The following is a 13,245-nucleotide window of genomic DNA, read 5'->3' on the forward strand; positions in this document are numbered from 1 at the left end:
CATGTCCCCGCGACCTGAACCGGGGGGCAAGGCACGTTGGCATGGGAACAGAACACGCAACAATCCCCGGTGGCCGGGCGCAGGATGCCCCCGCATCCGCGACAGGTATAGAAGAACTGGCACGCGTTCTCGGGCATGGATTCTTCGGCTTCGTGGCCGCAGCGCGGGCAGGTGATCGTGGCGCGGCGCTCAATGGCCATCAGAAATACTTTTCGAGATCCATGCCGGCATAAAGCCCGGCAACCTCTTTCTCGTAGCCGTTGAACATCAGCGTAGGCGTCTTGCTGGCAAACAGCCCCTGCCCGATCCGCTTTTCAAAGGCCTGGCTCCAGCGGGGGTGATCCACGTTCGGGTTCACGTTGCTGTAGAATCCGTATTCGCGCGGGTTCGCCTTGTTCCACGCCGTGGGCGGCTGCCTGTCCGTGAGCGTGATACGCACGATCGACTTGATGGATTTGAACCCGTACTTCCACGGCACCACCAGCCGCAGCGGAGCACCATTCTGGTTGGGGATGTCCCGGCCATAGATACCCGTGGCGATGAGGGTAAGGGGATGCATGGCCTCGTCCAGCCTCAACCCCTCGACATACGGCCAATCGATGACGGGTCTGTTCACGCCCGGCATCTCGTCGGGCCGCAGAACGGTTTCGAACGCCACGTACCTGGCTTGCGACTGCACGCCGGCGCGGCTCAGAAGGTCGGCAAGCTCGAACCCGTTCCACGGCACGACCATCGACCACGCCTCGACGCAGCGAAACCGGTATATCCGCTCTTCGATTACCATGTCTTTCAGGATGTCCTCGAAGGCGTAGGCGCCGGGCCGGTCCACCATGCCGTCTATCGTGACGGACCAAGGCTCGGTCGTCAGGCTGTGCGCATACCTCGCCGGATCGGACTTGCCCGTGCCGAACTCGTAATAATTGTTGTAGCTGGTGATGTCTTCCCAGTCGTTGGGCTCCAGCCCCGATGCCCGCGCCGCCTGTCCCGTGCCGGCCAGTGCCAAGCCGGCGGCCGCCGCCCCTATCGCCTGGCGGCGGCTGAAATAGAGATGTTCCGGCGTGACGTCGTTCTCACCCAGCTCGTTCTTCCAGCGATTGGCCATGACGGGGTCTCCGGTTCGGGTTCAGCACGCGGCTTTACATATCGCGCGCGGGGGCCCGGGCAAAAACACTCTCGCTCACGATGACGTGGGAGGCCTGTAACTGGGCAGCAGTTGGTTGAACGGTACCGAGCTTCCGTCGGACTGGACGATGCGCACGTGCCTGCGCCGCATCTGCCGCGGCTCTGACACGCCGACGGAATGGGCGATGGTTTCGACCTCGCGCGTGATGGACCGCGCATAACGCGCCACCTTCACGCATTTGTCCTCCACCACGAGCCCCTTCTGGAACCGCGGGTCGTGGGTGGTGACCCCGGTGGGGCAGGTATTGCGATTGCACTTCAGTGCCTGGATGCAGCCGAGACTGAACATGAATCCCCGCGCGGACGTGACGAAATCCGCACCCGCGCAGATTGCCCAGGCCACGTCGCCCGGATTGATGAGCTTGCCGCTGGCAATGATCCGGATCCGCTCCTTCAGCCCGTGCCGATCGCGGATATCGACCACCCGCGGCAGCGCCTCTCGCATGGGCATGCCGACAAGGTCGATCAACGGCATCGGCGCCGCACCCGTGCCACCCTCGCCCCCGTCGATGGTGATGAAGTCGGGCGCATGGTCGGCGCCCTGCTCGACGATTGCCTCGAACAGCGCTTCCATTCCCTCCTCCGAGCCGACCGCCGTCTTGAGGCCGGTGGGTTTGCCCGTCACCTCCCGGATATGGCCGATCAGGCCGAGCAACTCCTGAAAGGTCGCTGCCTCGCGGTGGCGGTTCGGCGAAATGCTGTCCTGACCGACGGGCACACCGCGGATCCGCGCGATTTCGGGCGTGATCTTGGCCGCGGGCAGGATACCGCCCTTGCCGGGCTTGGCGCCTTGGCTGAGCTTGAGCTCGAACATCCGCACCGCGTCATGCCCGGCGATTTCGCGCAGCCTCGCGTCGCTCATGCGCCCGTCATCATGGCGCACGCCGTATTTTGCCGTGCCGATCTGGAACACGAGATCGCAGCCGCCCTCCAGGTGATAGGGGCTCAGCCCGCCTTCGCCGGTGTTCATCCAGATCCCCGCCTGCCCGGCGCCCCGGCTCAGCGCCTGAACGGCCGGCTTTGAAATGGCACCATAGCTCATGCCCGAAATGTTGAACAGCGACGGCGCGGCAAAAGGGTGCCGCGCCTTGGGACCGATCGTCAGCGGGTCCGTCTTGGCATACATGTCGTCCAGCGGGGGGAAGGCATCGTTCGCGAAGATGGGCGTGCCCGGCACGCTGACGTTGCGGGTCGATCCGAAGGCCACCGTGTTCCCCTCGCCCCGGGATGCGCGGCCGACCCATTCACGCTGTGCACGGTTGAACGGCAGCTCCTCGCGATCCATCGCGAAAAAATACTGGCGGAAAAACTCCCCGAGCTGGGAAAAGATGTGCCGGAATCGCCCGATGACCGGGTAGTTCCGCCGGATCGCGTCCCCAGTCTGCGTGCGATCCATCACGAACAGAACGATACCTGCCAACGCCAACAGCCCCACGACGGCGATAAAGATGACGGCAAGCAGGGCCAGCGCCTGCATCGCGAACACAAAGTCCAGATCCAACGTCGTCCCCTTTCTCTCAGATGGTCCTGCGGGGTGACGGGCACCCGCCGACACTCTCGGCGCCCGCCCTTCGAAAAGCAACCGCTCGCCAGGACGGCGCCCGATCACGACGGGCTGACACGGGATAACGACATGTTGAATTGAAAATGCGGAACGGCGCAGCTTAGGCGCCGATCCCTCGATGTCCAGCGGCATCGGCGGTTTTCCCCGGTGAACCGGTTGTCGCAACCTCGCGTAATGGACGGTGAATGCGCATCCAGCATTCACGACCGTGATGCTTGCAAAGGAGGAAATCACGATGCTTCGCAGAACATACCTGGCAATGACGGCCGCGACGATCCTGACAGCTGCCACCGGCCCCGCGCTGGCGGATGACCACTCGATGGACATTGTCGATACCGCGATCAACGCCGACAACTTCGACACGCTGGTTGCCGCGGTGAAGGCGGCCGACCTGGTGGACACGCTCAAGGGCGACGGGCCGTTCACCGTCTTTGCCCCGACCGACGAGGCTTTTGCCGAGCTTCCCGATGGCACGCTGGAAAGCCTGCTGATGCCCGAGAACAAGGACAAGCTGACCGCGATCCTCACCTACCACGTGGTGCCGGGCAAGGTGATGTCATCCGATCTGTCCAACAACATGATGGCAGAAACCGTTCAGGGCGGCGAGGTGACCATCATGACCGAGGGCGGCGTGAGCGTTGACGGCGCCAACGTGGTCCAGGCCGATATCGAGGCCTCGAACGGCGTGATCCACGTCATCGACGGCGTGATCATGCCTGACATGTAAGACGGGGCCTGAATACCCCTGGCACGGGGCGGCCCCAGGTCGCCCCGTGATTTTCCGGAACGGATATCAAAGCGGTTTTTCCATGATCACCGCGTCCACGTACCCGCCACCGGGCAGCGCGTAATAGCCGGCGCGGAATGCAGTTTCGCCGTAGCCTACCCGGGCGTACAGGCAGCGCGCCGCGCCATTGGTTTGTGCCACCTCCAGGAACATGCGCGTGGCGCCGCGTGCGCGTGCTTTCCCCTCGACTTCGCGCAACATGGCCGCCCCGATGCCCCGCCGGCGGTGCAGCGGATCGCATGCAATGGTCAGCAGCTCCGCTTCTTCCGCCACGACCCGCGCAAGGGCGATGCCCTGCGGCTTGGTGACGGCAATCACCAACGGGTTGTCGAGAAACGTGCGGAATTCGCCAGCCGTCCAGCCCCGCCCCAAGCCGGCGAAGGCGCGGGCGTGCAGATCCGCCATTTCCTCAGTTGTCATCTTCGAGAATCACCGGCGGCGCTTCGCGTGGCGGCGCGGCATCCGCGGCGCGGACGTAGACGGGCGCCGGTGCATCCGTGCCAGCCTCCCCATCCGAGGCATGCCGCGCTATCCTGATCGCGATCTCGCGCGGAGGGGGCGGAAAGGCCAGCACGAGACCAAGTGACCGCGCCCGGTCTTCGGACATCAGGCTCGGCTCCGCGTCCGCTGCGCAGACGTAGAGCTGGCCTCGCGGCCCCGGCACGACCGGCAGGTGGGGGTCCGCGCGTCCGTGGCTTGTCGCCGCAAAGGTGGAAACGCCCACCCCCGGCACACCAAGGGCGAGCGCAAGACCCCGTGCCGCCGATACAGCGATGCGGATCCCGGTGAAATTGCCGGGGCCCACACCAACGCCGATCCGCCGGAGATCACGCCATCCGGCGCCGCCCTCGGCAAGAACTTCCTCCAGCAGGGGTATCAGGCGTTCGGCCTGCCCGCGGCGCATTTCTTCGGATCGGGCTGCCAGAATCTGGCCATCCGAAAGCAAGGCGGCCGCGCAATGCGCGGCCGACGTGTCGAACCCGAGAACGGGGCCGTCAGATCCCAACGGGCCGCACCTCGGTCACTTCCGGGATGTAGTGCCGCAGCAGGTTCTCGATGCCCATCTTCAGGGTGATGGTCGAGGACGGGCAGCCCGCGCAGGCGCCCTGCATGTGAAGGTAGACGACACCGCGCTCGAACCCGTGAAAAGTGATATCGCCACCGTCCTGCGCCACGGCCGGCCGCACGCGCGTGTCCAGCAGCTCCTTGATCTGGCCGACGATCTCGCCATCCTCGCCGTCATGCTCGGCATGGCCCGAGATCGCCTCCGCCTCGCCGAGCATCACAGGCTGGCCGGACTGGAAATGCTCCATGATCGCGCCGAGGATCGCGGGTTTGACGTGATCCCACTCGGTTTCCTCGTCTTTCGTGACGGTCACGAAATCATTGCCAAAGAAAACGCCCGTCACGCCCCCGATCCCGAAGAGCCGCTCGGCAAGGGGCGACTTTCCCGCCACCTCGGCCGACGGGAAATCGGCTGTTCCGGCCTCCAGCACCGTCTGGCCGGGCAGGAATTTCAGAGTCGCAGGGTTGGGTGTGGATTCTGTCTGGATGAACATGGAATACGCCTTTCGTGGGTCATTCGGGATATGCGCGCCGCCTCCGCCCCTGTCAAGGTTTGGAACGATTCCAAGATTGGCGCCATCTCCGTGCGGAACCTAGTCGACCGCGCGTATGAGCTTTCGTTCAAGCACCCGTAGCACTGTCCGAAGGTCGCCCCCCCGCTTCAGAACGCGCCCGTCCATGCCGATAACCGCATACTGCCCCTGCCGGGAACGCAGCCTGGGGCGTTTTTCTATCCGGTAGAGCGGGCTTTCCGCAGTGCGCCGGAAAACCGAGAAAACCGCCACGTCCCGCAGGTGCGATATTCCGTAGTCGCGCCATTCCCCGGCCGCGACCATGCGGCCGTAAAGAGACAGGATGACGTTGAGCTCGGTTCTGTGGAACACCACCTGCGGCGCGCCTTGCTGCGACGGGTCCGGGTTGGGCGGCTGAAAATTCATGGGCTCAACTTTGACCCAAGTGGGCCAAAAATCAAGGAAAATGCGCAAGACGCGCTCACGTGATCTCCTCCAGCCGCTCCTTGGAAAGATTGCCCGGAACGATGGTGACGGGAATGGTCAGCGTCCCCGAGTTCTTGGAGAGCTGCGTCACGAGCGGCCCCGGCCCCTTCTTGTCGGTGCCCGCGCCAAGCACGAGAACCCCGATTTCGGGATCATCCTGCACCTGTGCCATGATCTCGTTGACCGGTTCGCCCTCGCGTATCACCAACTCGGGGTCCACCCCCTGCTTGTCGCGCATCCACTTGGCGAACACCTCGAAGTGGGCATGGATGCGCTCGCGCGCCTCCTCGCGCATGATGTCGCCCACCCCGATCCAGTGATTGAATTCCTCGGGCGGGATCACGGCCAGCACCTCGACCCCCGCATTGGTGTGCGCGGCGCGCATGGCGGCGAACCGCATGGCGTTCAGGCACTCCTTGCTGTCGTCGAGCACCACCAGAAACTTGCGCATGGCTCTCTCCTCGCCTCGCCGTCCGGCATCATGCCCCGAACATGGCAGGCTGGCAATGCGTGGTTGGCGCCGGTCGGAACGCCGGCGTCAGTCGAAGGTGCCCGTCACCCGCCCCAGTATCATGAACGCGCGAGAGGTGCGGGTGTTCGAAAGTTCGGTCAGGTCAGCGTCGCTGGCATTGTGGGCGAAGTCCGAGATCATTCGGTCAAACAGCCGCAGGAAATGGTGCGCCGCGTCGCGGAAGATCGGATCGTTCTTCATCCGCGATGCCGTCAGCGCCAGCGTCGAGCGGTCCCGTATCCCGCCCAGCATCGCGACGGCCCGCCCCCGCTCGCCCTCGGCAAAGCGGCGCCAGATCTCCGGCCGGGCAAGGTCGGGGCGCAGGTCGTCCATGTAGATGCCGTCATGCGACATGAGGGTCAGCACGTCCTGCGACGCCTGTATCAGCTGCGCTGTCGGCCGGTCCTTGAGCGCGCGGCGCAGGGCCGCGAAGCCGTCCTTGTCCTCCGCCGTCTCGGGGAAATTCAACGCGCGGATGAAATCGGCGTTCTCAAGCGGCGGCGCCATCTCCTCTGCCGGCGTCCCGAGCGGCAGCGCCACCTGATCGCCGCCCTCGGCCGGTGGCTCGGCCGGTTTCGGCGCGGGGGCCGGCGCCGGGGCGCTGCGCGTGGAGTAAAAGGTGGCCAGCGCCGTCTCGGTCTTGCGCTGTGCGGCTGCAATCTCGTCCAGCTTGCGGGTCACGGACGGCTCGCTGGCGGCGTTTCGGTTCTGGTTCTGGGTCACGTAGGCATTGCGAATCGCGTCTATCGCCACCTGCAGGCGCTGGCTCTCTTCGCGCATCACGCGCGATGCGCGCGCGGCGATGGCCGCGACCCAGATCATCCCCACGGGCAGGAAAACGGCCAGCATCACGATGATGAACCATAACGGACCGCCGTCACCGGCGATTTCGGATGGCTCCAGTGTCAGGAACACAGCCCCCGAGACCGTCAGCCACAGAAGCGCCAGGACGAGTGCCACGATCTCGATGGAGGTGACCCGTTCACCCTTCGACTTGTCGTAGATGCCCAAGGGCGTGGGCGGAGTGTCCTGACGATCAGCCATGTCCCGGACCCGCTACGCTAGACGTAGGCGATCTTTAGCACTTCGTAGGATTTCTCGCCACCGGGCGTGCGCACCTCGACGCTGTCACCCTCTTCCTTGCCGATGAGCGCCTTCGCGATCGGCGACTTGATGTTCAGAAGCCCCTTGTCGATGTCGGCCTCGTATTCGCCGACGATCTGCCACGTCTTCTCCTCGTCCGTGTCCTCGTCGACGAGGGTCACGGTCGCGCCGAACTTGATCGGCCCCGAAAGCTTGGCCGGATCGATCACTTCCGCCAGGCTGATCACGCCTTCCAGCTCCTTGATGCGTCCCTCGATGAAGGACTGCTTTTCCTTGGCCGAATGATATTCCGCGTTCTCCGACAGGTCGCCATGTTCGCGCGCTTCGGAAATCGCCTTGATGATCGCAGGGCGCTCTTCCGACTTGAGCTGCTTCAGCTCCGCCTCGACATTGGCGTATCCCTTGCGTGTCATCGGGATCTTTTCCATCCGGATGCCCTTTCATGATAGCGGGGCCGCAGATGACGGCCCCGGCCTTCTGTTCAGTCTGACGTCCGGCCAGATTGCCCCGATGCCCGCGGCGTTTGCAATAGGCGATGCGGAAAGCAGAACACATCGCGACCTGAATCGCGGCGTCTTGCCGCTTTTGGGCGGATATCTCGTCGCGTTCCAATTGACGGGGCAGTTACCCGCGCGATAACCACGGTCGGAATGCAGTTCTGCGGCCGTTACAACGGCCGCCACCGCGCCGTTGCAAAGGGAACAGGGCATGTCCGAGATAGAACGCGAAGCCATGGAATATGACGTCGTGATCGTGGGGGCCGGGCCTGCCGGCCTGTCTGCCGCGATCCGCCTGAAACAGCTCGACCCGAGCCGGGAGGTGGTCGTGCTGGAAAAGGGCAGCGAGGTCGGTGCGCACATCCTGTCAGGGGCTGTTCTGGATCCGTGCGGGCTGGACGCGCTCATCCCCGACTGGAAGGAAAAGGGCGCACCGCTCAACACGCCGGTCCGTGACGACAATTTCTACATGCTGGGCGAGGGCGGCAAGCTGCGGGTGCCCAACTGGCCGATGCCCCCGCTGATGAACAACCACGGCAACTACATCGTCTCGATGGGCAATGTCTGCCGCTGGATGGCCGAGCAGGCGGAGGAGCTGGGCGTGGAGGTCTTTCCCGGCATGGCCTGTTCGGAGGTGGTCTATGGCGAGAACGGAGAGGTCAAGGGCGTGGTCGCCGGGGAATTCGGCCGCAACCCCGATGGCACGCCGGGCCCGTCCTACGAGCCGGGCATGGAGCTTCACGGGAAATACGTCTTCCTCGGCGAGGGGGTGCGCGGCAGCCTGTCCAAGGAAGTGATATCCAAATTCTCCCTCGACGCGGGCAAGGAACCCCAGAAATACGGCCTCGGGATGAAGGAGATCTGGGAAATCGATCCCGATAAACACCGCGAAGGCTCTGTCACGCACACGATGGGCTGGCCACTGGGCAAGACCGCCGGCGGGGGCTCGTTCATCTACCACCTGGAAAACAACCAGGTCTATGTGGGCTTCGTGGTGCACCTGAACTATCGCAACCCCCACCTCTATCCATACATGGAATTCCAGCGATTCAAGCATCACCCCATGGTCAAGGAGCTGCTGGACGGCGGCAAGCGCGTTGCCTACGGCGCGCGTGCCATCTCCGAGGGCGGCTACCAGTCGATGCCCAAGATGGTGGCGCCGGGCGTGGCGCTTCTTGGCTGCTCGGTGGGGATGGTCAACGTGCCCCGCATCAAGGGCAACCACAACGCCATGCTCTCGGGCAAAGCCGCCGCCGAGGCCGCCCATGCCGCGATCGAGGCCGGCCGGGCGAGCGACGAGCTGTCGGAGTACGAGGCCGAGGTGCGCGAGGGCGCGATCGGACGCGACCTTTACAAGGTGCGCAACGTCAAGCCGATGTGGTCGAAATGGGGGCTCATGCCATCGCTGACCCTTGGCGGGCTCGACATGTGGACGAATACGATGGGCTTTTCGCTCTTCGGGACGCTGGGACACGGCAAGTCGGACGCCGCGGCGACGGAACCGGCAGACAAGCACACGCCGATCGAATACCCCAAACCCGACGGCAGGATCAGTTTCGACCGGCTGACCAATGTCAGCTACTCGATGACCAACCACGAGGAAAACCAGCCCTGCCACCTGACGCTCAAGGACGAAAGCGTGCCCATCGGGGTGAACCTGCCGAAATACGCGGAACCGGCGCAAAGATACTGCCCCGCCGGCGTGTACGAGGTGGTGGACAAGGACAACGGGCCGGAATTCGTCATCAATTTCCAGAACTGCGTCCACTGCAAGACCTGCGACATCAAGGACCCCAGCCAGAACATCAACTGGGTCACGCCGCAGGGCGGCGACGGCCCGAACTACCCGAACATGTGAACCACGCGGGACAAGGGGCGCCGGGGCGGTTGCGCGACCGCCCCGGATTGCCTTGACGGCAAGGCCGGTCTACCTTGCGCGGGGCGCAGCAACGAAAGGCAACCCGTGTCACGCAATTCCCTTACCGTTCTCGTTCTTGCCGGCCTGCTGCAGGGGGTTTCGGCGCCCGTCGCGGCGGATGAAGCCGTCGGCGCCTACCTTGCTGCGCGCCAAGCGAGCATGGACAAGAATTACGAAGCGGCGGCCAGCTACTTCACGCAAGCGTTGGCCGAGGATCCGTCGAATCCCGCGATCCTGGAAAGCGCGGTGGTCGCGCATGTATCGCTCGGCCGTATAGACAAGGCGATCCCGATCGCACGGAAAATCGAAAGCGACGGGTTGAAAAGCCAGATCGCGTTCATGACCCTGACCGCCGAAGAGGCGAAACGCGGGGCCTACGACGCCGTTCTTGAACGGTTCGAGGCGGGTCGCGGGATAGGCTCGCTCGCCGACGGGCTGATCTCGGCCTGGGTCCATCTCGGCAAGGGGGACATGAGCGCGGCGCTCAAGGCGTTCGACGACGTCGCCGCGGAGCGCGGCTTGCGCGGCTTCGCGATCTATCACAAGGCACTCGCCCTTGCCTCTGTCGGCGATTTCGAAGCCGCCGAGGAGATCTTTGCCGGCAAGTCCGACGGCCCCATGCAGCGCACGCGGCGCGGCACGATCGCGTGGGCGGAAATCCTCAGTCAGCTGGAGCGCAACGAAGAGGCCGTCGCGCTGATCGATGATGCCTTCGGCGCCGACCTCGACCCCGAGACCGAGCAGCTGCGTGCCCGGCTGGAGGCCGGAGAGCGGCTGCCCTTCAGCCTCGTCTCGGGGGCTGCGGACGGCGTGGCCGAAGTGTTCTACTCCCTCGGCCGGGCTCTCATGTCCGACACCAGCACCGACTACACGCTGCTGTATTCGCGCCTGGCCGAATACGTGGGACGGAATCATGTCGATGCCGCGATGATGTCGGCCGAACTTCTGGAATCGATGGATCGTTATGAGCTTGCGATCGCCGCCTACAAGACCGTCCCGCGCGGGCATCCCAGTCACACCACGGCAGAGCTCGGCCGGGCCGAGGCGCTGCGCCGCGCGGACAAGACCGACGCGGCGATAGAGGTTCTGGATCAGCTCGCGCGCACGCATCCCGACCTGCCGATCATCCACGTGTCGGCAGGCGACCTCTACCGCCAGCTCGAACGCTTCGAGGATGCGGCGGCAGCCTATGACAAGGCGCTAGACCTTTATGCCGAGCGTGAAAGCGACCAGTGGTTCGTCCACTACGCGCGAGGCATAAGCCACGAGCGGATCGGCGACTGGGAGCAGGCCGAGGCAGACTTCCGCAGGGCGCTGGAACTCAATCCCGACCAGCCACAAGTCCTGAACTATCTTGGCTATTCGCTCGTCGAGAAACAGACCAAGCTGGACGAGGCGCTCGACATGATCGAGCGCGCCGTCGCCGCCCGGCCTGACAGCGGCTATATCGTCGATAGCCTCGGTTGGGCGCTCTACCGCCTTGGCCGCTACGAAGAGGCCGTCGAGCACATGGAGCGCGCAACGGAACTGCTGCCGGTGGACCCGGTCGTGAACGATCACCTGGGCGACGTGTTGTGGGCCGTCGGGCGGCGCAACGAGGCGGAATTCCAGTGGAAACGCGCCCTGTCCTTCGTGGACAAGGACAATCCCTCGCCCGATATCGATCCCGATCGCATTCGCCGCAAGCTGGAGGTCGGGTTGAACGAGGTTCTCAAGGAGGAAGGCGCACCGCCGCTGGAGGTTGTCGATGACGGTGATTGAGGCTTTCGTTCCCGCCAAGGTGAACCTGACGCTGCATGTCACCGGCCAGCGGGACGACGGCTATCACACCATCGATTCGCTCGCGGTCTTTGCCGATATCGGCGACCGCATGACCATATCCCTGCCCGGCAGCTACAAGCTCAGCATCGATGGCCCGATGGCCGAAGGTGTGCCGCAGGATGACACGAATCTCGTCCTGCGCGCCGCCCGGATGATGCGGATCAGGGCCGATATCCGGTTGGAAAAACATCTGCCGGTGGCCGCCGGTCTCGGCGGCGGATCGGGCGACGCGGCGGCAACGTTGCGCGTTCTTTCCGGCTATTCGGGCAAGCCGGCCCCCGGAGACGGGATCGAGTTGGGGGCCGACGTGCCGCTCTGCCTGCAATCCGAGGCGGCCCGCGTGACCGGTATCGGGGACAAGGTAACGCCGCTGCCGGGCCTGCCGTCGCTTAACGCGGTTCTGGTCAACCCGAAACTGCCGGTCATGACGGCGGAGGTGTTCAAGCGGCTGGAACACAAGACCAACCGCCCGATGCCCGACAAGATTCCCCCGTTCGCGGATTCATCGGAACTGGTTGAATGGCTTCGCGCCATGCGCAACGACCTGCAAGAGGCGGCCATTGCCGCCGAACCCGTGATCCGGCAGGTTTTCGAGACACTGGAAAAGACGCCGGGCTGCCTGCTGGCACGGATGTCCGGATCGGGTGGTACCTGCTTTGGTCTCTACAAGGACGCCGAGACCGCGGGCGCCGCGGCGGGACGCCTGAGCGAGGGATTCCCCGGCTGGTGGGTGAAGAGCACGCTGCTTAATCCGCCCGCGCGTTTCGGGGCCAAGCTCAGTTGAGCCGGGCGACGACGTAATCGGCCAGCTCGATCAGGACCCGCCGCAGGTCGTGCTCGGGCAATGTGGCCATGGCGTCTTTCGCCCGCGCACTCCACGCGATCGCGTCCTCGCGCGTGCGCTTGAGGGCATCGTGCCGGTCCAGAAGTTCCAGCGCCCGCTCCAGGTCACCCTCGCGCTGGTCGCCCTTTTCGATGGTGCGCACCCAGAATGCGCGTTCGTCCACGTCGGCATCCGCCACGGCCTTGATGACCGGCAGGGTCAGCTTGCGCTCTCGGAAATCGTCCCCGGTATTCTTTCCGGTCGCCTCGGCCGCGCCCTGGTAATCCAGCAGATCATCCGCGATCTGGAAGGCTATTCCAAGCGCATCGCCGTAATCGTGCAGGGCCTGAACCCGCGCTTCGTCCACACCGGCCAGAACGCCGCCCACCTCCGTCGCCGCGGAAAAAAGCGCCGCCGTCTTTCCACGAACGACCTGCAGATAGACACTTTCATCCGTGCGCAGGTCCCGGGCGGCGCTGAGTTGCAGCACCTCTCCCTCGGCGATGGTCGCCGCGGCGTTCGAAAGGATGTCCAGCACGCGCAGCGACCCCGTCTCGACCATGAGCTGGAAGGCCCGGGCGAACAGGTAATCGCCAACCAGAACGCTGGACTTGTTGTCCCACAGCAGGTTCGCGGTGGGCCGCCCGCGCCGCTGCCGGCTTTCATCGACCACGTCATCATGCAGCAGCGTGGCGGTGTGGATGAATTCGACCGTCGCCGCGAGATGCACGTCATAGCCGCCATCGTACCCGCAAAGTTCCGCCGTCGCGAGCGTGAGCATCGGGCGAACGCGCTTGCCGCCCGCCTCGACCAGATGCGCTGTGACCTCGGGAATGCGGGGCGCGTGGCGCGATGCCATGCGATCGCGGATCAGAGCGTTGACCGCCTCCATCCGCCCGGACAGTATCCGGGCGAGTTCCTCGTGCGGCTTGGTCGCTGCCTGATCCAATCCCATCACACCCCCAACGGGCGGCC

At 64.7% G+C, this 13,245-nt stretch carries 15 protein-coding genes (1 of these 15 running past the window's edge); 4 read left to right on the forward strand and 11 right to left on the reverse strand.

From position 1 onward, the window contains the following. From ACH13J_RS02220 to ACH13J_RS02230, 3 genes are all read right to left on the reverse strand, one after another. Positions 1-200 carry the 5' portion of a GDCCVxC domain-containing (seleno)protein gene (locus ACH13J_RS02220; RefSeq protein ID WP_397541675.1) on the reverse strand. 28 nt of this gene lie to the left of the window's left edge, so 200 of the gene's 228 nt are visible here — the first part of the coding sequence; it begins with the start codon at positions 198-200; its stop codon lies off the left edge, out of view. After that, on the reverse strand, positions 200-1,102 hold the full coding sequence (msrP, locus tag ACH13J_RS02225; protein WP_397541676.1) for a protein-methionine-sulfoxide reductase catalytic subunit MsrP: 903 nt from the start codon (positions 1,100-1,102) through the stop codon (positions 200-202). Before msrP ends, ACH13J_RS02220 begins: the two co-directional genes overlap by 1 nt. A 75-nt stretch (positions 1,103-1,177) precedes the next feature. After that, complete coding sequence (locus ACH13J_RS02230) at positions 1,178-2,659, reverse strand: glutamate synthase-related protein (RefSeq protein WP_397541776.1); 1,482 nt, start codon at positions 2,657-2,659, stop codon at positions 1,178-1,180. Between the two features lie 322 nt (positions 2,660-2,981). Between ACH13J_RS02230 and ACH13J_RS02235 the strand changes: the two genes are divergently transcribed. Further along, on the forward strand, positions 2,982-3,473 hold the full coding sequence (locus tag ACH13J_RS02235) for a fasciclin domain-containing protein (RefSeq protein WP_397541677.1): 492 nt from the start codon (positions 2,982-2,984) through the stop codon (positions 3,471-3,473). A gap of 66 nt (positions 3,474-3,539) precedes the next feature. On the opposite strand, the gene ACH13J_RS02240 is transcribed toward ACH13J_RS02235, so the two are convergent. The 7 genes from ACH13J_RS02240 to greA all read right to left on the reverse strand — a co-directional run bounded on the left by ACH13J_RS02240 (position 3,540) and on the right by greA (position 7,639). Continuing rightward, positions 3,540-3,953, reverse strand: coding sequence for a GNAT family N-acetyltransferase (locus tag ACH13J_RS02240; protein WP_397541678.1), 414 nt, complete (start codon positions 3,951-3,953; stop codon positions 3,540-3,542). Next, entirely contained in the window at positions 3,943-4,539 is a 597-nt protein-coding gene (tsaB, locus tag ACH13J_RS02245; protein WP_397541679.1) for a tRNA (adenosine(37)-N6)-threonylcarbamoyltransferase complex dimerization subunit type 1 TsaB, read from the reverse strand. Before tsaB ends, ACH13J_RS02240 begins: the two co-directional genes overlap by 11 nt. After that, entirely contained in the window at positions 4,529-5,092 is a 564-nt protein-coding gene (locus tag ACH13J_RS02250) for a NifU N-terminal domain-containing protein (RefSeq protein ID WP_397541680.1), read from the reverse strand. Before ACH13J_RS02250 ends, tsaB begins: the two co-directional genes overlap by 11 nt. A gap of 99 nt (positions 5,093-5,191) precedes the next feature. Further along, entirely contained in the window at positions 5,192-5,536 is a 345-nt protein-coding gene (locus tag ACH13J_RS02255) for a DUF2794 domain-containing protein (protein WP_397541681.1), read from the reverse strand. A gap of 55 nt (positions 5,537-5,591) precedes the next feature. Next, positions 5,592-6,047 (reverse strand): universal stress protein, encoded by a 456-nt coding sequence (locus ACH13J_RS02260; RefSeq protein ID WP_397541682.1) that lies wholly within the window; start codon positions 6,045-6,047, stop codon positions 5,592-5,594. A gap of 87 nt (positions 6,048-6,134) precedes the next feature. After that, positions 6,135-7,151 carry a hypothetical protein gene (locus ACH13J_RS02265; protein WP_397541683.1) on the reverse strand — a complete coding sequence of 339 codons (1,017 nt, stop codon included), beginning with the start codon at positions 7,149-7,151 and terminating at the stop codon, positions 6,135-6,137. Positions 7,152-7,168: 17 nt separating this feature from the next. Further along, positions 7,169-7,639, reverse strand: a complete 471-nt coding sequence (greA, locus tag ACH13J_RS02270; RefSeq protein ID WP_397541684.1) for a transcription elongation factor GreA — start codon at positions 7,637-7,639, stop codon at positions 7,169-7,171. A 280-nt stretch (positions 7,640-7,919) separates the two neighbouring features. Here greA and ACH13J_RS02275 point away from each other — a divergent pair, with 280 nt between their 5' ends. From ACH13J_RS02275 to ACH13J_RS02285, 3 genes are all read left to right on the forward strand, one after another. Then, the gene (locus ACH13J_RS02275) at positions 7,920-9,566 is read left to right on the forward strand and encodes an electron transfer flavoprotein-ubiquinone oxidoreductase (RefSeq protein WP_397541685.1); all 1,647 of its coding nucleotides are present in this window, start codon (positions 7,920-7,922) and stop codon (positions 9,564-9,566) included. A 105-nt stretch (positions 9,567-9,671) separates the two neighbouring features. Next, entirely contained in the window at positions 9,672-11,387 is a 1,716-nt protein-coding gene (locus ACH13J_RS02280) for a tetratricopeptide repeat protein (RefSeq protein ID WP_397541686.1), read from the forward strand. Further along, a complete protein-coding gene (locus tag ACH13J_RS02285) occupies positions 11,374-12,231 on the forward strand; it encodes a 4-(cytidine 5'-diphospho)-2-C-methyl-D-erythritol kinase (RefSeq protein WP_397541687.1) in 858 nt (285 codons plus the stop codon). The genes ACH13J_RS02280 and ACH13J_RS02285 overlap by 14 nt, the downstream gene beginning before the upstream one ends. On the opposite strand, the gene ACH13J_RS02290 is transcribed toward ACH13J_RS02285, so the two are convergent. Then, positions 12,224-13,225 (reverse strand): polyprenyl synthetase family protein, encoded by a 1,002-nt coding sequence (locus ACH13J_RS02290; RefSeq protein WP_397541688.1) that lies wholly within the window; start codon positions 13,223-13,225, stop codon positions 12,224-12,226. The two genes, ACH13J_RS02285 and ACH13J_RS02290, sit on opposite strands and share 8 nt — an antisense overlap. Positions 13,226-13,245: the final 20 nt, after the last annotated feature.

This window comes from Roseovarius salis (assembly GCF_044472985.1).
GTDB classification, from domain to species: Bacteria; Pseudomonadota; Alphaproteobacteria; order Rhodobacterales; family Rhodobacteraceae; genus Roseovarius; species Roseovarius salis.